This window comes from Pseudomonas sp. yb_9 (assembly GCF_043103635.1).
GTDB classification, from domain to species: Bacteria; Pseudomonadota; Gammaproteobacteria; order Pseudomonadales; family Pseudomonadaceae; genus Aquipseudomonas; species Aquipseudomonas monteilii.
Map to the genome: position 1 here is coordinate 75,891 of NZ_JBICKA010000007.1, position 16,890 is coordinate 92,780.

Below are 16,890 nucleotides of genomic sequence, written 5' to 3' on the forward strand. Positions count from 1 at the left end.
GCTTATTCCAGCGCAATCGTCAGGCGGTCGATCACGGCACGGGTTTCAGGCCGTACGCCTCGCCACCAGGCAAACGCCTCTGCGGCCTGCTCGACCAGCATACCCACGCCATCCGCCAGGCGTGCCACACCGGCCTCGCGCGCCAGGCGCAGGAACGGCGTGAGGCCTTTGCCGTAGGCCAGTTCATACGCCAGTCGCGCGTCGCCCAGCACCCCGCCAGGCAGCGGCGGCAGTTCACCGACAAGGCTGGCGGAAGTGGCGTTGACCACAATGTCGAAGGTTTGCCCTTCCAGCGCTTCGTAACGGCTGATACGCAGCCTTGGGTGATCCAGTTCGTTACGCAGTGCCAAGGCCTTGGTCATGTCGCGGTTTGCAATCACCAGCTCGCTGGGCTGCGCGTGCAAGAACGGCAATAGCGCGCCGCGCACTGCACCACCGGCGCCAAGCATCAGCACGCGGCGGTTGCGCAGCGGCTCACCGAGGTTGGCTTCGATATCGCGCAGCAAGCCGATGCCGTCGAAGTTTTCAGCTGTGATATGGCCATCCTCGAACTTCAGCGCATTGGCGGCCCGGGCCAACTGCGCGCGCTCGCTGCGCCGGTCGGCCAGCTCGAAGGCACGCAGTTTGAACGGGGCGGTGATGTTCATGCCCAGCCCACCGTCAGTGCAAAACTGCAACACCTGGGCCTCAAAACCGTCCAGCGAGCCTTCAATAGCCCCGTATTCCAGTTGCTGGCCGCAGGCCTGAGCGAACAGGCCATGAATCAGCGGTGACTTGGTGTGGTTGATCGGTCGGCCGATCACTGCGTAGCGGTCGCTCATCGTGTATCTCCGTGGGTAAACAACACACCGTCTGCCTGCAGGGCGGTGATTTCTTCAGGGCTGAAGCCAAGCGCTGCGGCCACTTCGGCGTTGTGCTGGCCGAGGTCCGGGGCTACCTGATGGATCGTGGTGTCACAGTCGGAAAACCGGAACGGCAGATTGGGCAGGCGCAGGGTACCGTAGCGAGGGTGCAGCTGTTCGATGACCATGTTGCGCGCCTGGATTTGCGGGTCGGCCAACACCTCATCGATACGCTGTACCTTGGCACTGGGAATGTCGACGGTGTCGAGCAAGGCAAGGATCTCCGCCACCGAGCGCGCACCCGCCCATTCACGCACCACCGCCAGAATCGCCTCGCGGTGGGCATTGCGGCCATTCAGGTCGTGGTAGCGGTTATCGCTGCCAAAACCTGCCGGGCCGCCGTTGGCTTCGAGCATGGCGGCGAAGCGCCGCCAGGCATCATCGACCTGGGCTGCAATCACCAGATCGCCATCAGCGGCGCGGAACACGCCGTACAAGGTAGACGTGGGCATGTCGTGGCCGGTCTGCTCGGGCAGCACTGTGCCATCGGACAGCGTGTAGCACTGCACGGCGTACTCGTGCATCGACACCAAGGTGTCGTACAGCGCCATGTCAATGTGCTGGCCGCGCCCACTGCTCACGCGCCCCAACAGTGCCGCGTTGATCGCTGCTACGGCGTGAATACCGGTGTACATGTCGCCCAGCGAAATGCGCAGCAATGGCGGCGCCTCACCCGGCACACCGACCATCTGCATGATCCCGCTCTTGGCCTCGGCAATCAGCCCGAAACCGGCGCGGTGGGCATCCGGCCCGGTGTGGCCATAGGCGGAGATCGAGCAGTACACCAGGCGCGGGTTACGCACCGACAGCTCGGCATAGCCCAGCCCCAGCTTGTCCAGCGCGCCGGGGCGGTAGTTTTCAATGAATACATCGGCCGAGTCGGCCAGGCGCTGCATGAAGGCTTTTCCTCGTGGGTCCTTCATGTTCACGCTGACGCCCTGCTTGCCCATGTTCATCTGCAGGAAGTAGCCGCTCTGCTGATCATCCAGGGTAAAGGCGTGCTGGCGGCCAGCATCGCCGCTGCCCGGCCGCTCGACTTTGATCACTTCAGCGCCCAGCGCCGCCAGGCAGCGCCCCACATAGGGCCCGGCAAGGAAGTGGCTGTAATCGATGACGCGGATACCCGCCAATGGCAATGCCTGGCTCATGCCTGCCCCCTCCGTGGCACCATCAACCGGTGCTCGCCGCGCTGCACCACCTGGCCATGCTGGTTGACCAGCTCTGACGGCAGTACCACGATGCCCCAGCCTGGCCGGCTGTTGCTCGGCCGCATCGCCCCCACCCGCATGCGTACATGCAACACATCGTTGACCTTGATCGGCAACACGAAATCCCAGGTCCAGCCCAGCGACATGCCCGGCAAGAAGCGGTACTCGCACTGGGTCTTCAGGCCATCGGCGATCGACAGCCCGAACAGACCGTGCGCAACCAGGCAGCCGAAGTGGCTGGCGTTGGCGTAGGCCTCGTCAACGTGCACCGGGGTGTGATCACCCGTGAGATCGGCGTAGGCCAGGATGCGCTCACGGGTTACGGTATAGGTGGGGCTGATGCACTCATCGCCTTCGCGGGCATCATCCCAGTACCTTTGCACCACGCTCATGCCTGCACCTGCGCACGCGGGTCGATGGCCAGTGCCTGGGCAACACACTTCGCCGGCAACGCCTGAATGAACTCCACCGCCAGACCGTCCGGCAAGCGCAGCCAGTTGCGGCCCTGGGGCATTTCGCTGACGCCATAGCGTTGGGCGGCTGCCAGGACGCTCTCCAGGTCTTCGCACATGATGCCCAGGTGTGCCATGCGCCCCTCAGGGCCGGCAAAGTCGGGCTGGTGAATGAACTGCAGGCCGCCCAGCGTCCAGTACTGCGCCGGTTGCTCGACGCTGCCCTGCACCTCACGCATGGTCATGCCACACACTTCGCTGAAAAAACGGATATGCCACTGGATGTCCTGCACCCAGAACGCCACGTGTTCAAGGTAGGCTTTTGGCTGGCTCATGGGTTGTCCCTTTTCTGATGATCGGCCATCGCGCGTTCGATGCCCTTGATACAGGCCACCAACGTGGCGTTTACCGGTGTGGCGACGCCGTGGCGCTGGCCCCAGCGCACGACAGCGCCATTGATGAAGTCGATTTCGGTGAACGAGCCTTTTTCCAGGCTTTGCAGCATCGAGGTGCGGAAGCTCGATGGCAGGCCCTCGGCGGCCAAGGCCCACGCGGCGTCGGGGCTGGTCAGGCTCAGGCTTATATCGGCACGCTCGGCCACCGCAATCGCCTCGGCCACCGCCGCTTTGGCAGTGCTGGCCAGCAGCGGCTCGCTGTACAACTGGCCGTAGCTGAGCTTGGTGATACCGCTGAGTGCGCCCGTGGCGACATTGACCAACAGCTTGTCCCACATGGTACCGAGGATGTTGTCACTGACCGTGGTGGCCAGCCCGGCAGCGTTGAAGGCCTCGGCGATGGCCTGGACACGCGCTGAAAGCTGCCCGTCGAGTTCACCGATGTAAGTGTGTTTGCCCGCCACACCAGCGCGAATCGAACCGGGTGCAAGTAGCACGCCGCCCACATAGGTCTTACCCGCCAGCACCCGTTCCCGTCCGACCACCTCAGCCAGAATGTCCTCGTGCCCCAAGCCGTTCTGCAGCGACAGCACCAGCGTCTGCGGCCCCAGCAGCGCGGTGGCCCCGGCCATCGCTTCGGCGGTGTGGAATGACTTCACCAGCACCACGACCAGCTCGGCCACACCCACGTCGTTGGCATCAGTGGTGGCGTTGACGAGCACCTGGCGCTCACCGCGCTCATCCTGCACCTGCAACCCGTGCAGGTTCATCGCTTCGACATGCTCGCGGCCACGGTTTAGTAGCCAGGTTTCATGCCCGGCCTCGCTCAGCGCCGCACCAATGGCGCAGCCCAAGGCGCCGGCACCCAGAATGCAGACTTTCAAATCGCAGACCTCCTGTGGTTTGCGATTACCTTATGCAGCGGGCTTTATTCGCGCTATACAATGACCGCAATATGCTAATTGAGATTTACAATAATGCCTGCTGCCGACGCCCTGCCCGAGCCCAAGCTGCTGCAATTGTTCGATGTGCTCTACCACTGCCGTAGCGTTACGCGTGCCGCCGAACAGCTGGGCCAGAGCCAGCCGACCATCAGCATCTGGCTGGCCCGCCTGCGCCAGCAACTGAACGACCCTCTGTTCGTGCGCACCCCCGGCGGCATGGCCCCTACCCCGCGCGCCGACCAGTTGATCGGGCCTTGCCGCGAAGTCCTTGAGTCGCTGCGCAGGCTCACCGCCTGGGAGCCGCAGTTCATCCCCGCCACGGCACAACGGCGCTTTCGCCTGTGTGTCAGCGATGCCAGCCATATCACCCTGCTGCCAAGCATCCTCAACCACCTGCGCACGCATGCGCCGGGCATCCGCCTGGAGGCTGTGCGCATCGATGGCAATAGTGAAAGCGCGCTGGAGTCGGGTGAGGCCGACCTCGCCATCGGCTTTGTCCCTTGGCTGGGTGGCGGGATGTACCAGCAGGTCCTGTTCGAACAGGACTGGGTATGTTTGAGCAACCGCCAGCACCCGCGGCTGGAAGGCGGCATGAACCTGGCCCGCTACCACGCTGAGGGCCATGTGCAGATCAGCGCGGGGACCGGCCAGAAGTTGCTGGAAGCGGGGCTGGCGCGCGCCAGCATCGAACGTCGCATCGTGCTGGAGCTACCCGCGTTTCTCGGGCTGGGGATGATCGTCGGCACTACGGACCTGGTCGCAACCCTGCCTCGGCACATCGGGCAGACGCTAGCCGATATGCATGACCTGCAAGTGCACGACTGCCCGTTTGCAGTTGAGGGTTTCACGGTGAAGCAACACTGGCACGCTCGCTACCACCAGGACAGTGGCAACCGCTGGCTGAGGGAGGTGATCCACAACCTGTTCGGCCGCCCGGCCTGAAGCACGTCCTCGCTTACAGGCCCATGATCATCTCGTGCCAGGCCATGCCGCCATGGTCCGACGGTGACGGCTTCACATACCGGTAGCCCAGCTTCTGGTACAGGGCCACATGCTGCTCTTTGCACATCAGGTGAATGGTCTGCTTGCCCGACGCTTTCATACGGGCGATGAATGCTTCCATCAGCCGTTTGGCGTAGCCTTTGCCCTGATGTGCCGGGTCCACCACCACCGACATGATCACCACGTTCGGTGCTACCGGGTCGTGGCCGACCAGTTCCTTGAAGTTTTCATCAGACATGACAACTTCGTGGGCGCAGCCGCTGTTGATGAAACCGACGATCTCACCCGCGTTTTCCAGAATGAGAAAACCCTGTGGGTACTGTGCGATGCGGGTGCGGATCTTCTCCAGGGTGGCCGCCTCATCCCCTTCATAGGCGCCGATTTCAATGGCGTAGCAGCGCTCGGCGTCTGCGGCGGTGGGGGTGCGGAACTGGGGAGTACTCATGGCTGATTCCTTGGAAACGTGAAAGCGTCTACCATGGTAAATCAGGCGTGTGTTCTGGCGATATCGGGCCACCACCCTCGGCCAAGCCAGCCACGTGGTGCTTGATGCTGGCCAAGGATGGCAAGCATGATGGGCGTATACCCCTCACACCACGGATACGCCTATGACCGCTGCACCCTCCCCCCTCGTGGAGCCCGGCCGCTGCAAACGCTTGAAAGCAGCCAGCAGTAGGGACCATGACAGCGTCGATCAACTGGTGATGGCGGCACGCCCTTTCGAAAACCGCGAGCGCTATGGCCGCTTCCTGCAGGTACAGTACCGCTTTCACGGCAGCCTGTTGACGTTGTACAACGATGCGCAGCTCAACCAGCACCTGCCGGGGCTGGTTGGGCTGTCGCGCTTCGCTGCGGTCGAAACCGACCTGCGTGATCTCGGCCTGCCATTGCCCACGCACCCTCAACAAGTCTGCGTCGACCCAGTCGAGGCCCTGGGCTGGCTATATTGCAGCGAAGGTTCGAATCTGGGTGCGGCGTTTCTGTTCAAGCAAACCCAGCGCCTGGGGCTCGATGGCGACCAAGGCGCCCGCCACCTGGCGCCACACCCGGACGGCCGGGCGCTGCATTGGCGCGAGTTCGTTGCCCGGCTCGACGGCCTGGTGCTGGACGAGCAGGACGAAGCCGCAGTGGTCGCTGGCGCGATTGCCGCGTTCGACAGTTACCGGGCGCACCTGCGAGAGGTGTTCGCAGAAGAATGACTGGGTGCCTATCAACGGCCGCCGCCGGGTGATAGGCCATCGAAGTTCTACAAGTTGTTGCTGCAGCGAACTTTTTCTTGATTGCGTGTCTATGAGGGAGGCACAGAAAGGTAGCGTAACGTGAGACACGCCGCGCCCCCACCTGCTGGCCAGATGGCTCAATTGTTATCAGAGGTTGGCTTCGCTCATGAAAATACATGTCGCAAGGTTGATGCTGCTCGGCCTGTTCTCGTTCGCGGCAATGGGTTCGGCATCGGCAACACAAATGAAAGCCCCGGTGGCCCAGGCCCCCGCCGTTCAGTCACCGTTGCAGCCTGCCGGCAACCCTTGGTCGAGCGTGGCGTCCATGGCCGTCGAACAGCCGGCCACGCTGTTGGCGCATGATGACGACCGCTGGCATGACCACAGAAGCGACTGGCGCCGTGAGCAATGGCGGCGCGAGCAAGCCCGACGGGACTGGGAGCGGCGGCGGGACTGGGAACGCCGCCGTGACTGGGAGCGCCGCCATGAGCGGGCAATGCACCAGCGTCACTATGACGACCACCGCTACTACCGCCGCTGACCGGCGAGCCCCGGCAGGCGCCTCTCTACCCTGTGGGAGCGGGCTTGCCCGCGAAGAAGACGACGCGGTGTATGGCACCGGCTTCGCCGGTGTTCGCGGGCAAGCACGCTCTCACAGGATCGCTGCTTAATCAGAGCTTTATGCATTGATCCATGGCAGGCGTTTCTGGCATCAGCTTTCAGTAAGGTTAGCGGCATCCCCCGCTGCCTCGGCTTCCATCTTCAAACGGTCAGCCTTGCAAATGTATTTGGGCTTGCGCGGTGCCAGCTTGGCACTGGCCTTTTTGGCATGCGCCTGCAATAGCTGCTTGATCTTCTTACGACGGTTCATATCCACAGGGCCTGTCAGTACGTTTTAGCGGCTGCCATCATACCCGTGCGGCCTGCGCATTTCGCCACGTTGACGTTATTTTCACAGCCCACAGATTAGCGTCACACCCTTTCTGGCCGCAGCAATCCTGCTGGCTACCAAGGTACGACGAGGCATACGTGTCACACACTACATCCCCCGCCGCGCACAAGCGCGTGGACTGGGCCGGCCTGGGCTGGCTTTTGCTGTTCTTCTGGTACTTTTCCGGTGTAACCCAGGCGTTGCTGCTGTTCAGCGGAACGACCGGGTTTGCCGGTTTTCGTGATGCGCTCTTCCTCAGTAGCCTGTGGCTGGCCCCGGTGCTGCTGGTGCCGCGCTTCACCCGCGCGACTGCAGCGGTCATCGGCTTGGTGCTGTGGGGGGCATCGCTGGTGGGTTTGAGCTACTTCGGCATCTATCGCCAGGAGTTCTCGCAAAGCGTCATCTTCGTAATGTTCGAGTCCAACACCGCCGAAGCCGGTGAGTACTTCAGCCAGTACTTCAGCATCTGGCTGGGCCTGGCATTGCTGCTGTACACGCTGGTGGCGGTGCTGCTGTGGAAACGCGTACGCCCGGTCAGCCTGCCCCTGCGCAGCCGCCTGCCGGTGGTCGCCTTGTTGCTGGTAGCCAACCTTGTGTACCCGTTCTACAAGCAGATGGTCACCCAGGAGCGCAATTTCGCCGATGCCGCCGAGAAGGTGCAGCAGCGCATGGAACCCGCCGTGCCCTGGCAGTTGCTGGTCGGCTACCGGCAGTACCGCCAGCAACTGGACAACATGCAGGAACTGCTGGCCCAGAACGCCGCATTGCCGCCGCTGCAAAACCTGCGTGACAGCAGCGGAACGGCGCCCCGCACCCTGGTGCTGGTACTGGGCGAGTCCACCACCCGCGAGCACATGCACCTGTACGGGTATAACCGCGACACCACGCCCAACCTCGACGCCCTGGCCGCCAGCGACAAAGGCCTGACGGTGTTTCGCGATGTGGTATCGCCACGCCCGTACACCATCGAAGTGATGCAGCAGATACTCACCTTCGGCGATGAGCAGAACCCGGACCGCTTCCTCACCGACCCGTCGCTGATCAACCTGATGAAACAGGCAGGCTACAAGACCTTCTGGATCACCAACCAGCAGACCATGACCAAGCGCAACACCATGCTCACCACCTTCTCGCAGCAGACGGACGCGCCGGTGTACCTGAACAACCAGCGCAACCAGAATGCCAGCCAGTACGATGACGTGGTGCTGGCGCCGTTCGAAAAGGCCCTGCAGGACCCTGCACCGAACAAGTTCATCATCGTGCACCTGCTGGGCACGCACATGGACTACCGCTACCGCTACCCGGACGACTACACGCACTTCACCGACAACCAGGGTGTGCCAGGCAAACTGACGCCGGACCAGGTCAAAACCTACAACTTCTACGACAATGCGGTGCGTTACAACGACTACGTGGTCTCGAGCCTGATCAAGCGCTACTCGGCCGGTAACCCCAATGGCTTCCTGGTGTACCTGTCCGACCACGGTGAAGACGTGTACAGCTCCGGCGACCACGACCGCCTCGGGCGCAACGAGGGCGCGCCGACCCGGCCGATGTACACCATTCCGTTCCTGCTGTGGACCTCGCCCAGCTGGCAGGCCGAGCACCCTCGTGACTTGCAGGCGATGGCCAACCGCCCGTACAGCAGCTCGCACCTGATTCATACCCTGTCCGACCTGGCCGGGCTGAGCTATGACCGCTTCGAGCCGGCCAAGAGCCTGGTAAGCCCGCAGTTCGTGGCAACACAGCGCTGGATCGGCGACCCCTACCGCAAGGATGGCTTGCGCGAGTTCGACCACCTGCCGCTGGACAAGCCTGAGCAGGCACAGGAAACAGCCAGCACCCGGCAGTAAGCCGACACCTGCAGGAGCAGCCTTGTGCTGCTCCTGCAGGGTTTGCGATATCCCGTCCGCTTCGTGCTCGCCGGGCAGATCGGTTTCATCGTTGGTGTGTCGCTGTTGCGATGCACGGTGTATTCCTGCTGGCCGGGCTGATCACCAGCGTGGCCTTTGCACTGTCCTGGCTGCTGCGCGAAGTGCCGCTGCGCCGCGCCACACAGTCCTGAAGCCAGGATGCCAGCGCGCCGCCCGCGTGGGACTCATACCGATGCAGCGCAACTGCCTTTCCGGGCACTCCCCCGCACCGCCTCGGCCAGCTTGCGCAGGTTGGCCTGGTGCGCATTCACCAGGCTGGTGATGCTGTTGTCCGCGGCCGTCTGCACCGACGTGCGGCAGGTCAGTTCGGCCTGCCCTGCCTGCTTCAGGCGCCACACGGCCTCCAGCGAGGCATAGCGGCCCGGCACCGTATCGAAGCGCTGCACATCCACCCGCAGTGCCGCCTTGCTGCCTGCCGCCGGCCCGCCCAACTGGTCCTGCAAGGCGCTGCGAAATTCATCCACCAGGTTGGCGCCCCACCATTCCGTTTCAAGAATGGCCAGGCCGCTCTGGCCCTGCCGCACCACCAGTTGCGGGCGGTCCACCTGCGGCGGCACCACCACCCGGGTCACCTGGATGCGCTGCCCGCTGTCGCGCACCGGCTCGCTCGCCATCAGCGTGTGGTAGTTGTTCGGCGTACTGCTGCAGCCCCCGAGCCACACCAGCAGGCTGGCCACACACACATTGCGCAGTCGTTGCATCGGCTGTCTCCTCAGGGTTCAAGCGCTTCGGCGCCGGCCGCCTTTGGCCGCCCGCGAATCAGCGACTCGGGGTGCCGGCCCAGGTAATCGGCGAGGTCACGCAGCGAACGCGACATGCGCTCCAGCTCATCCAGTGTTTCGCCCATCCGCTCGCGCTGTGGCGAACCTTCGGAAATGGCCGAGTTGGCCGTGCGCAGGGTCTTGTGCACTTCATCGAGCGCGACCTTCACGTCCGGCAGCGTCTGGCCATTGAACTGTTTGAGGCTGGCGCGCAATTCTCGAAGGCTGCCGTCCAGGTTGCCGGCGATGCTTTCCAGCGGCAGCTTGGCAATGCGCTCGACCACCCGCTGCAACTGCTCCTGCAACTGTTCCAGGCTACCCGGCAGTGTGGGGATGGTGATGGGGTTGGCGGCCATGTCGAAGGCGACCTTGGGGGCATCCGGGTAGAAATCCAGGGAAATGAACATCTGCCCGGTGATCAGGTTGCCGCTGCGCGCCTGGGCCCGCAGGCCATGTTCGACGAAGGTGCCGATCAACCGCCTGGCCCCATCCATATCGCCCTCGGCGTGCTTGAACACCGACAGCATCTTGCGGTGCACCGGCCCCAGCCGTTGCGGGTAGATCACCGCATCGACCACCACCGGAAAGCTCTGGCGGGCGGCATCGTAGTCAAGCTGGACCGAGGTAACCCGGCCAAACTCCACGCCCTTGAACTCCACCGGCGCACCCACCGAAAGGCCGCGCATGGCCTGGTCGAAGCGCAAACGCAAATACTGCGCCTGGCCATTAGGGGGTGCCAACGCGGTGTCGCGGTCGGCAAACAGCTGGAAGCGGGCCTGGTCGGCAGCAGCCTCGGCCTGGGGGGAAAAATCAGGCGAGCCGAAAGCCAGCCCACCCACCAGGATCGATGACAGCGATTCGGTATCCACCTTCAGGCCGTTGGCGCCAATCTGCATGTCGATGCCGCTGGCGTTCCAGAAGCGGCTATCCGTGGTGACGAAGCTGTCATAGGGTGCCTGCACGAACACGCCAATCTCTACCCCCTTGCCATCGTCCTGCAGGGCAAACGACACCACCTCACCCACTGGAATCTTGCGGTAGTAGATCGATGAGCCCACGTCCAGCGAGCCAAGGTCGCTGGCAGTCAGGGTAAAACGCTTGCCCTTTTCGTCGAATGTGATCGGGGGCGGCAGTTCAAGGCCGACAAAGGCCTTTTCCGGCACGTTCGACTCGCCGGAGTCAGCCCCGATGAAACTGCCCGAAAGCAGCGTGTCCACCCCGGACACCCCACCCACGCCGATGCGCGGGCGCACCACCCAGAAGCGCGCGCCCTGTGTGGCGAACGAACGGGCATCGTCCGACAACTGCACCTTGGCCACCACGCTCTTCCTGTCGTCGGCCAGTTCCACCGTGGTCACTTCACCAATCACCACGCTGCGGTACTTCACCTGGGTCTTGTGCGCCACCAGCCCTTCCCCTGTGTGGAAGGAAATGGCAATGACCGGCCCTTGCTGCATCCAGTTGCGCACCACCAGCGAAGCGCCGATCAGGATGGCCAGTATCGGCACGATCCACACCAGCGATACGCTCCAGCGTCGGGTGCGCACTTCAACCTGCCCCACCCCCTCACGTTCGTCAGTCTGTTGCCCCATCAGTGCGGCCTCCCCTCGTTGGCATGGCTATCCCAGATCAGGCGTGGATCGAAGCTCATTGCAGACAACATGGTCAGCACCACCACCATGCCGAAAAACAGGATGCCCACCCGTGGCTCGATGGTGCCCAGCCCGCGCAACTGCACCAGTGCCGCCACCAGCGCCACCACCATGACATCGAGCATCGACCAGTAGCCGATCAGCTCGACGAAGCGGTACAGCTGCGACCGTTGCCGGCAGGCCCAGGTGGAACCACGCTGGGCGGTATACAGCAGCAGGCCGAGCGAAAAGAACTTGATGGCAGGCACACCCACGCTGGCAATGAAGATGATCAGTGCGATGTCCCAGGCCCCCGCCTCCCAGAACTCCAGCACCCCACCGCCGATGGTGCTTTCACTGCCACTGCCGAGCATTTCGGTGTGCATGACAGGCAGCAGGTTCGCCGGGATGTAAAACACCAGCGCGGCCAGCAGAAACGCCCAGCCGCGGCTGATGGCATTGGCCTTGCGCCGATGGATGGCAGCGCCACAGCGGTTGCACGTTTGCGCGCCGCTGCTCAGGTCACACGCCTGGCCGCAGCCATGGCACAGGCACAGGCCGAGGTCGTCAGCGCTGGCCGGGGCAGTCATACCTGCTCCCATAAATCGCGGATGTCCTTGCCGGCGATATGAATGATCAGCATGCTCAGCGCGGCCAGGGCCAGCAAACCGATGCCCGGGATCACATCGAGCAACCCGGCCAGCTTGATCACCGCCACCATCGCCCCCAGCAGGCACACCTCCAGCATGCTCCAGGGCCGCAGGCTCTCCAGCCCGCGCATGCACAGGGCAAAGCCGGGGGCACGCTGACCAGCCAGGGCAAAGCTCAGCACCCAGCACAACACGGCAATCTGCAGCACCGGCGCAACGATGATCGACAGCGCCATGACCAGGGCGATGAAGGTAATACTGCCGTGGCTGAGGATCTGCACCGAGTCCCACAACGTCGCCGAATGGGTAAGCCCCTGCATGCCGATGGTCATCACCGGGTAGGCATTGGCGAACACCAGCAGGATGCCACCGGTCACACTCAGTGCCAGCCTCTGCTGAAGGGTCAAGGACGTATGCCGGTACAGCACGCCGCCACAGCGCTGGCACAGGGCGCGCTGATGCTTGCGCAGCGTCGCACGGTGATACACCGTGTCGCAGTACTCGCAAATGATCAGACCTTGGGGCTGGGTCATGTTGGCTCCCGCGGGTAGGCCTGCAGGGCACAGCTACGTCAGCAAGCCTAGACGGGAAAACCGTAATGCGTTCGGTGCATGCGCACCTTGTCGTGAAACCTCCGGGCACGTGCTACCCGGAGGTTTGCACAGGGTTACTCCAGCAACTGTTCCAGGCTCGGGTCACGTATCACACGCTGCACCGGCTGCTGCTGCGCGGCGCTACCCGGGGTGGCCATCTTCAACTTCATGCTGGCAACTTTGGCGCAGGCATTCCTGCCGTCCGCATAGATACCGCTCATGTCGCACTTCCACTGGTAGAAGTTAACCATGCCACCGGACATCTGCAGGCTGTAGTCGGTACTTTGCGTACCCGGGGTGAAGGCATGCCCTGCCGGTATGTTCTGGAACCACTTCATCCACTCGTCCGAACCCGGAGATGGCGGGTTGGACTGGAACAGCGGATTCATGATCGCCACTTGCGGCGCCTCGGCGGTGGCATGGCAGCTCAGGCAGGAGCTGTTGGGGTTGTCCACCGGCCCGTTGAGGCGGCCGTTCCACCCCAGGTGGGTGGGCGGCAGCTCTCGGGTATTGGCGTTGATGGCCGTCTGTTGCAGCGCCTTGTTGATCCGGGTCTGGGTGGGCTCAGGGTTGGTGTGTTCATTACCGGTGACCTGCGGGTCGTTGCCCGACATGACACCCACCGGTACCAGGTTGTCCCAGCTGGCTTTGCCGCTCATGGCCCCGTTGTACTGGAACGTACCGAAAATCCACCCGGTTTCGGCAATGCGCGTGTCGCGCACGGCAACGTCCATCTGGATCAGCGCCACGTCCTTGAGCTTGCGGTTGGCCGAGGTGAACGTGTCCGTGATATAGCCCTGCCACAGTACCGGGTTGGCCAGGAACGGCACCGTGCTGCGGTCGATGTCGGCGAACAGCGCCTTGCACACCACCGTACCGTTGGTAAAGCTGTTGGGTTGGGCGGTATGGCTGGGGTCCGGGTTGTTCGGGTCTTTCCAGACTTGCCCAAGGGTGTAGGCGCCAATGTCGTTGTAGATACCCACGGCATAGGTCTGGCCGGTCGCTGTCTGCGTGCTGGCCAGTTGCTTGACCTGGATCTGCGCCTCCTTGGTCAGCCCGTGTATGCCCTCACGCCCCAGCGGCCCGTAATGCTGCCAGGGCATGTGGTACCACTGCCGAATCCTGTTGTGCTGCACATACCAGTCAGCCTCGACGTTACCCTCCAGGCAATAGCGCTTCGCCGCCTCCATGTACGGGCGCCATGTCTCGAAGTTGTTGTCGCGCTTGTCAGGCAGCTTTGCAAAGAACGCCGGCACGCCATTGGGTGGTGACGTCGGGTAGCTTTGGCTGAGGGTAAATGTCGGCCCTTTGTAGCTGTCGGGTGGTGCATAGCCATAGTCCGGATAGGTACCGGCCTGGGCAGCGAGGCTGAACAGCGTGGCCGTCATGGCCAGTGTGGCGAGTGTTCCATGGGGCTGGTTCATCGATGATCTCCTTGATCGGCTGCACACCTGGTATCGTGCCGGGCATTTATCCACGGCGGATACAGAGACTCCTTTATTGTTTTCAGGTACGCGGCGCGGCTGCCGGTGCAGTGGGCGCGCAAGTGCGCGGCAACCAGCATGAAACGTTGTATGACCGGGCCAGTGACGATGCCAAGCAGCAATACCGGCAAAACCGCGCTGGCGAAGTGGCTGCCGCCGGTGCCGCAGTCGGTGGCATGCGTCAGCGTCAGGATCGGTGCCAGGACAGGCGCGGCCAGGACGAAGCAAAAACCCAGGCCCATGCCAGTGCCTACAGCGGCTGCCTGCAAGGCCGCGGCTATCAGGTCAATCCTTGACCACCCTGGCACGCCATGCCGTTGAATCAGGCGGCATGGCGTGCCGGCCTCAGAACTTCGCCAGCTCTTCCCTACAGAACTCCACGAATAGCTGTGCAGGCTTGGTCAGCTGCACCCGCTTCAACCACGCCGCCGCCAACCCTGACAGCGCCACCGGCTCGGCAATGTCCAGCATGGCCAGGCGCTGGCCGTCGTAGGTGTATTCCGAATGCGGACGTGTCACCAGCAGCGAAAAGCCAAAGCCCTGCCCGACCATGCCACGCACCATCTCGATCGACGGCGAGCTGAAAACGATGTTCGGCGTCAGCCTCATCTCGTTGAACAGGCTGACGAAGTAGGTGCGGCTGGGGGCTACGTCCAGCAGAATCATCGGCTCCGGGCACAGGTCGCGCAGCGAGACCTGGGCCTGGCCGGCAAAACGGTGGTTTTCCGGCAGCAGCACATAGGGCTTTTGCGGCGGCATCAGCGGCTCGGCTTCGATGGTACCGTCCAGGTCGTGATCGTAGAGAAATGCCAGGTCGAAGGTGCCGGCCGTCAGGCCCTGGATCAGGTCCTGCTGCTCGCCGTCGCGCAGCCGGATATCCACGCCCGGGTAACGCTGACGAAAGCCGGCAATCAGCCGCGGCAGGTACAACGGTGCCACGGTTTCGAAGCAGCCGATGTCGATCTGCCCGGCCACGGTGTCGTTGTCGGCCAGGGCGTTCTGCTCAAACTCATGGGCCATCTGCAGCAGCGACTTGGTCTTGGCGTAGAAGCGCTTGCCACTGGGCGTCAGCGACACACCCTGGGCATGGTGACGGATGAACAGCTGCACACCAAAACTTTCCTCCAGGCTTTTGATGGCCGTGGAGATGGACGGCTGGGCGATGTACAGCTGGCGCGAAGCCTCGGCAACGCTGCCGGCCTCCACGGTGGTGACGAAGTACTTGAGTTGTCGCAGGGTATAGGCAGCCACGGGTACCTCTTTGGTGCCCGATGGGCACGCAGGGATCATGGCTGACACTTTAACCCTGGGCGCTGGCGAATGGGGGCTGGGTGATAAAGGATTTACCTATGGCTTGAGCAGGTTTTTTGAGGGGGGCCACCTGAAGCCCCCACCGGATCACTCGAAGTCTATATTCGCCATCGCACAGTCATCCCCAACAAGTTTGTACCCTGATTCACATGGCATCCCCACGACAGGGGCCACGCCACGCTTGCGCCTGGAGAGTTTCACTTCAGACTCCACATGTTCCAGCGTCTGTTGTTCAGCGTTACCTGGCAATTCGGCTTTCGGTTCATCTTGCATGTACGTTACTCCTGGGTTGGGTGAACTTGCCAGATAGACTCTATCGTCCGCTCACCCGGTACCCCATCTGGAAACCCGGCCACTGGCCAATAATCTCTGAACGTCTTTACTGATACCCAACGGCCTCAGCGATACGGAGTGCGCCAATGAAGATCGTGGTTACCAGCATTTTCGTCGACGACCAGGCCAAGGCCCTGGCCTTCTATCACTATGTACTCGGTTTCGAGCCCAAGCATGACATCCCCATGGGCCGGCACCGCTGGCTGACCCTCACTTCGCCCAACGACCCCAACGGTGTCGAGCTGCTGTTGGAACCCGACGCGCACCCGGCGTCCAAGGTGTACAAGGCCGCGCTGAAGCAAGACGGCATTCCTGCCACTTCGTTCGGCGTGCGCGATATCCAGGCCGAATACACCCGGCTGTGCGCGGCGGGCGTGCAGTTTACCCAGACCCCCACCGACATGGGCCCCGTCACGGTGGCCGTGTTCGATGACACGTGTGGCAACCTGATCCAGATTGCCCAGAAGCACTGATAATCCACCCTCACGCGCAACAACAAGGAAAACAGATGCGCCACGAATTCAGCGAAGTGCTCAACGACCTGGTCGATTACTTTCTGCTTGGCGATATCCAGCTGCTCGAACGCTTCAAACAGGAACATGAGCTGCCCGACGACCTTGCCTATGCATTCACCCATGACGACAGTGGCGACCAGGCCGTACGCGAAGGCATCGTGCTGCCGCTGGCCGGGGTCGACAACCTGCCTTATCGCATCCTCTTCACCCTCGATGGCTACACCCCGGCCCTGCGCGAACCCGGCAGCCGCCTGAAGCACCGGCGCAATGGCTACGTGTTGCGGGTGGAGCACGGTGCGCTGATGCTGTACACCTGGCGCATCCTGCAGCATTTCACGCCCAAGACCTTGGGCGACCTGATGGCTCGCTACCAGGTGCCGGGGCGGCCGATCATCGAGCTGGACAATGGCTGGTATGACGTGGAGGTGCTGGCGGGGGCACTGGTGCGGGACGGTGTGTACGAGCCGGCGTTCGAGTTTGTTTTGAAGAAGCGCTGGAGTCGGGGTCAGGCTGCTGATGTGGATACCGGATATGCCTTTGGCTTGCGTGGCTATTTCGATTGATTGATAGCCTGTTCCGGCCCTTTCACGGGCAAGCCCGCTCCCACAGGTACAGCCCAGGACT

General features: G+C 62.9%; 20 protein-coding genes and 1 pseudogene. 7 read left to right on the forward strand and 14 right to left on the reverse strand.

Annotated elements, in window-relative coordinates:
* Positions 1 to 2: 2 nt before the first annotated feature.
* From aroE to ACF8MI_RS01900, 5 genes are read right to left on the reverse strand one after another with little or no spacing between them, the layout of a single operon-like run.
* Entirely contained in the window at positions 3 to 821 is an 819-nt protein-coding gene (gene aroE / locus ACF8MI_RS01880) for a shikimate dehydrogenase (protein ID WP_104834545.1), read from the reverse strand.
* Positions 818 to 2,050, reverse strand: a complete 1,233-nt coding sequence (locus tag ACF8MI_RS01885; RefSeq protein WP_060497169.1) for a CaiB/BaiF CoA-transferase family protein — start codon at positions 2,048 to 2,050, stop codon at positions 818 to 820. The genes aroE and ACF8MI_RS01885 overlap by 4 nt, the downstream gene beginning before the upstream one ends.
* Positions 2,047 to 2,502: a MaoC family dehydratase gene (locus tag ACF8MI_RS01890; protein ID WP_200929438.1), complete on the reverse strand. Its 456-nt coding sequence runs from the start codon at positions 2,500 to 2,502 to the stop codon at positions 2,047 to 2,049. Before ACF8MI_RS01890 ends, ACF8MI_RS01885 begins: the two co-directional genes overlap by 4 nt.
* The gene (locus ACF8MI_RS01895) at positions 2,499 to 2,897 is read right to left on the reverse strand and encodes a VOC family protein (RefSeq protein ID WP_016714609.1); all 399 of its coding nucleotides are present in this window, start codon (positions 2,895 to 2,897) and stop codon (positions 2,499 to 2,501) included. The genes ACF8MI_RS01890 and ACF8MI_RS01895 overlap by 4 nt, the downstream gene beginning before the upstream one ends.
* Complete coding sequence (locus tag ACF8MI_RS01900; RefSeq protein WP_104834544.1) at positions 2,894 to 3,841, reverse strand: ketopantoate reductase family protein; 948 nt, start codon at positions 3,839 to 3,841, stop codon at positions 2,894 to 2,896. The genes ACF8MI_RS01895 and ACF8MI_RS01900 overlap by 4 nt, the downstream gene beginning before the upstream one ends.
* Before the next feature lie 93 nt (positions 3,842 to 3,934).
* On the opposite strand from ACF8MI_RS01900, the gene ACF8MI_RS01905 reads away from it, so the two are divergent.
* Positions 3,935 to 4,843 carry a LysR family transcriptional regulator gene (locus ACF8MI_RS01905; protein ID WP_060497172.1) on the forward strand — a complete coding sequence of 303 codons (909 nt, stop codon included), beginning with the start codon at positions 3,935 to 3,937 and terminating at the stop codon, positions 4,841 to 4,843.
* Positions 4,844 to 4,856: 13 nt separating this feature from the next.
* Here ACF8MI_RS01905 and ACF8MI_RS01910 read toward each other — a convergent pair whose 3' ends face one another.
* Positions 4,857 to 5,348 carry a GNAT family N-acetyltransferase gene (locus tag ACF8MI_RS01910; RefSeq protein ID WP_060497173.1) on the reverse strand — a complete coding sequence of 164 codons (492 nt, stop codon included), beginning with the start codon at positions 5,346 to 5,348 and terminating at the stop codon, positions 4,857 to 4,859.
* A 163-nt stretch (positions 5,349 to 5,511) separates the two neighbouring features.
* On the opposite strand from ACF8MI_RS01910, the gene ACF8MI_RS01915 reads away from it, so the two are divergent.
* Together ACF8MI_RS01915 and ACF8MI_RS01920 are read left to right on the forward strand one after the other, a co-directional pair.
* Entirely contained in the window at positions 5,512 to 6,102 is a 591-nt protein-coding gene (locus ACF8MI_RS01915; RefSeq protein WP_200929439.1) for a biliverdin-producing heme oxygenase, read from the forward strand.
* A 211-nt stretch (positions 6,103 to 6,313) separates the two neighbouring features.
* A complete protein-coding gene (locus ACF8MI_RS01920; RefSeq protein WP_060497175.1) occupies positions 6,314 to 6,664 on the forward strand; it encodes a hypothetical protein in 351 nt (116 codons plus the stop codon).
* Positions 6,665 to 6,835: 171 nt separating this feature from the next.
* Here the strand turns inward: ACF8MI_RS01920 and ACF8MI_RS01925 are convergent, their stop codons facing one another.
* The gene (locus tag ACF8MI_RS01925) at positions 6,836 to 6,994 is read right to left on the reverse strand and encodes a DUF2986 domain-containing protein (protein ID WP_082426317.1); all 159 of its coding nucleotides are present in this window, start codon (positions 6,992 to 6,994) and stop codon (positions 6,836 to 6,838) included.
* 158 nt (positions 6,995 to 7,152) lie between these two features.
* Between ACF8MI_RS01925 and ACF8MI_RS01930 the strand changes: the two genes are divergently transcribed.
* A complete protein-coding gene (locus tag ACF8MI_RS01930) occupies positions 7,153 to 8,907 on the forward strand; it encodes a phosphoethanolamine transferase CptA (protein WP_082426318.1) in 1,755 nt (584 codons plus the stop codon).
* 245 nt (positions 8,908 to 9,152) lie between these two features.
* Here ACF8MI_RS01930 and ACF8MI_RS01935 read toward each other — a convergent pair whose 3' ends face one another.
* The 5 genes from ACF8MI_RS01935 to ACF8MI_RS01955 all read right to left on the reverse strand — a co-directional run bounded on the left by ACF8MI_RS01935 (position 9,153) and on the right by ACF8MI_RS01955 (position 14,047).
* A complete protein-coding gene (locus tag ACF8MI_RS01935) occupies positions 9,153 to 9,689 on the reverse strand; it encodes a membrane integrity-associated transporter subunit PqiC (RefSeq protein ID WP_060497177.1) in 537 nt (178 codons plus the stop codon).
* 11 nt (positions 9,690 to 9,700) lie between these two features.
* Entirely contained in the window at positions 9,701 to 11,341 is a 1,641-nt protein-coding gene (locus ACF8MI_RS01940; RefSeq protein WP_060497178.1) for an intermembrane transport protein PqiB, read from the reverse strand.
* Positions 11,341 to 11,970, reverse strand: coding sequence for a paraquat-inducible protein A (locus ACF8MI_RS01945; RefSeq protein WP_060497179.1), 630 nt, complete (start codon positions 11,968 to 11,970; stop codon positions 11,341 to 11,343). The genes ACF8MI_RS01940 and ACF8MI_RS01945 overlap by 1 nt, the downstream gene beginning before the upstream one ends.
* Positions 11,967 to 12,563 carry a paraquat-inducible protein A gene (locus tag ACF8MI_RS01950; RefSeq protein ID WP_060497180.1) on the reverse strand — a complete coding sequence of 199 codons (597 nt, stop codon included), beginning with the start codon at positions 12,561 to 12,563 and terminating at the stop codon, positions 11,967 to 11,969. The genes ACF8MI_RS01945 and ACF8MI_RS01950 overlap by 4 nt, the downstream gene beginning before the upstream one ends.
* A gap of 134 nt (positions 12,564 to 12,697) precedes the next feature.
* Positions 12,698 to 14,047, reverse strand: coding sequence for a hypothetical protein (locus ACF8MI_RS01955; protein WP_200929440.1), 1,350 nt, complete (start codon positions 14,045 to 14,047; stop codon positions 12,698 to 12,700).
* 92 nt (positions 14,048 to 14,139) lie between these two features.
* Between ACF8MI_RS01955 and ACF8MI_RS01960 the strand changes: the two are divergent.
* Positions 14,140 to 14,403 (forward strand): annotated as a pseudogene (locus tag ACF8MI_RS01960) (hypothetical protein); the annotation flags it as partial.
* Positions 14,404 to 14,452: 49 nt separating this feature from the next.
* Here ACF8MI_RS01960 and ACF8MI_RS01965 read toward each other — a convergent pair.
* The gene (locus ACF8MI_RS01965; protein ID WP_200929441.1) at positions 14,453 to 15,358 is read right to left on the reverse strand and encodes a LysR family transcriptional regulator; all 906 of its coding nucleotides are present in this window, start codon (positions 15,356 to 15,358) and stop codon (positions 14,453 to 14,455) included.
* 147 nt (positions 15,359 to 15,505) lie between these two features.
* Positions 15,506 to 15,691, reverse strand: a complete 186-nt coding sequence (locus tag ACF8MI_RS01970) for a hypothetical protein (protein WP_060497181.1) — start codon at positions 15,689 to 15,691, stop codon at positions 15,506 to 15,508.
* A gap of 146 nt (positions 15,692 to 15,837) precedes the next feature.
* Here ACF8MI_RS01970 and ACF8MI_RS01975 point away from each other — a divergent pair, with 146 nt between their 5' ends.
* Positions 15,838 to 16,224, forward strand: a complete 387-nt coding sequence (locus ACF8MI_RS01975) for a VOC family protein (RefSeq protein ID WP_060497182.1) — start codon at positions 15,838 to 15,840, stop codon at positions 16,222 to 16,224.
* Positions 16,225 to 16,259: 35 nt separating this feature from the next.
* Positions 16,260 to 16,829 (forward strand): hypothetical protein, encoded by a 570-nt coding sequence (locus tag ACF8MI_RS01980; protein ID WP_104834535.1) that lies wholly within the window; start codon positions 16,260 to 16,262, stop codon positions 16,827 to 16,829.
* The last annotated feature ends 61 nt before the right edge of the window (positions 16,830 to 16,890 follow it).

What these genes read in the sequence shown, in the direction of transcription:
- ACF8MI_RS01945 (WP_060497179.1), bottom strand. Translation starts at nt 11,970, where the DNA reads ATGACTGCCCCGGCCAGCGCTGACGACCTCGGCCTGTGCCTGTGCCAT.
- ACF8MI_RS01975 (WP_060497182.1), top strand. Translation starts at nt 15,838, where the DNA reads ATGAAGATCGTGGTTACCAGCATTTTCGTCGACGACCAGGCCAAGGCC.
- ACF8MI_RS01970 (WP_060497181.1), bottom strand. Translation starts at nt 15,691, where the DNA reads ATGCAAGATGAACCGAAAGCCGAATTGCCAGGTAACGCTGAACAACAG.
- ACF8MI_RS01905 (WP_060497172.1), top strand. Translation starts at nt 3,935, where the DNA reads ATGCCTGCTGCCGACGCCCTGCCCGAGCCCAAGCTGCTGCAATTGTTC.
- ACF8MI_RS01885 (WP_060497169.1), bottom strand. Translation starts at nt 2,050, where the DNA reads ATGAGCCAGGCATTGCCATTGGCGGGTATCCGCGTCATCGATTACAGC.
- ACF8MI_RS01890 (WP_200929438.1), bottom strand. Translation starts at nt 2,502, where the DNA reads ATGAGCGTGGTGCAAAGGTACTGGGATGATGCCCGCGAAGGCGATGAG.
- ACF8MI_RS01915 (WP_200929439.1), top strand. Translation starts at nt 5,512, where the DNA reads ATGACCGCTGCACCCTCCCCCCTCGTGGAGCCCGGCCGCTGCAAACGC.
- ACF8MI_RS01895 (WP_016714609.1), bottom strand. Translation starts at nt 2,897, where the DNA reads ATGAGCCAGCCAAAAGCCTACCTTGAACACGTGGCGTTCTGGGTGCAG.
- ACF8MI_RS01920 (WP_060497175.1), top strand. Translation starts at nt 6,314, where the DNA reads ATGCTGCTCGGCCTGTTCTCGTTCGCGGCAATGGGTTCGGCATCGGCA.
- ACF8MI_RS01935 (WP_060497177.1), bottom strand. Translation starts at nt 9,689, where the DNA reads ATGCAACGACTGCGCAATGTGTGTGTGGCCAGCCTGCTGGTGTGGCTC.
- ACF8MI_RS01950 (WP_060497180.1), bottom strand. Translation starts at nt 12,563, where the DNA reads ATGACCCAGCCCCAAGGTCTGATCATTTGCGAGTACTGCGACACGGTG.
- ACF8MI_RS01910 (WP_060497173.1), bottom strand. Translation starts at nt 5,348, where the DNA reads ATGAGTACTCCCCAGTTCCGCACCCCCACCGCCGCAGACGCCGAGCGC.
- ACF8MI_RS01925 (WP_082426317.1), bottom strand. Translation starts at nt 6,994, where the DNA reads ATGAACCGTCGTAAGAAGATCAAGCAGCTATTGCAGGCGCATGCCAAA.
- ACF8MI_RS01955 (WP_200929440.1), bottom strand. Translation starts at nt 14,047, where the DNA reads ATGAACCAGCCCCATGGAACACTCGCCACACTGGCCATGACGGCCACG.
- ACF8MI_RS01980 (WP_104834535.1), top strand. Translation starts at nt 16,260, where the DNA reads ATGCGCCACGAATTCAGCGAAGTGCTCAACGACCTGGTCGATTACTTT.
- aroE (WP_104834545.1), bottom strand. Translation starts at nt 821, where the DNA reads ATGAGCGACCGCTACGCAGTGATCGGCCGACCGATCAACCACACCAAG.
- ACF8MI_RS01940 (WP_060497178.1), bottom strand. Translation starts at nt 11,341, where the DNA reads ATGGGGCAACAGACTGACGAACGTGAGGGGGTGGGGCAGGTTGAAGTG.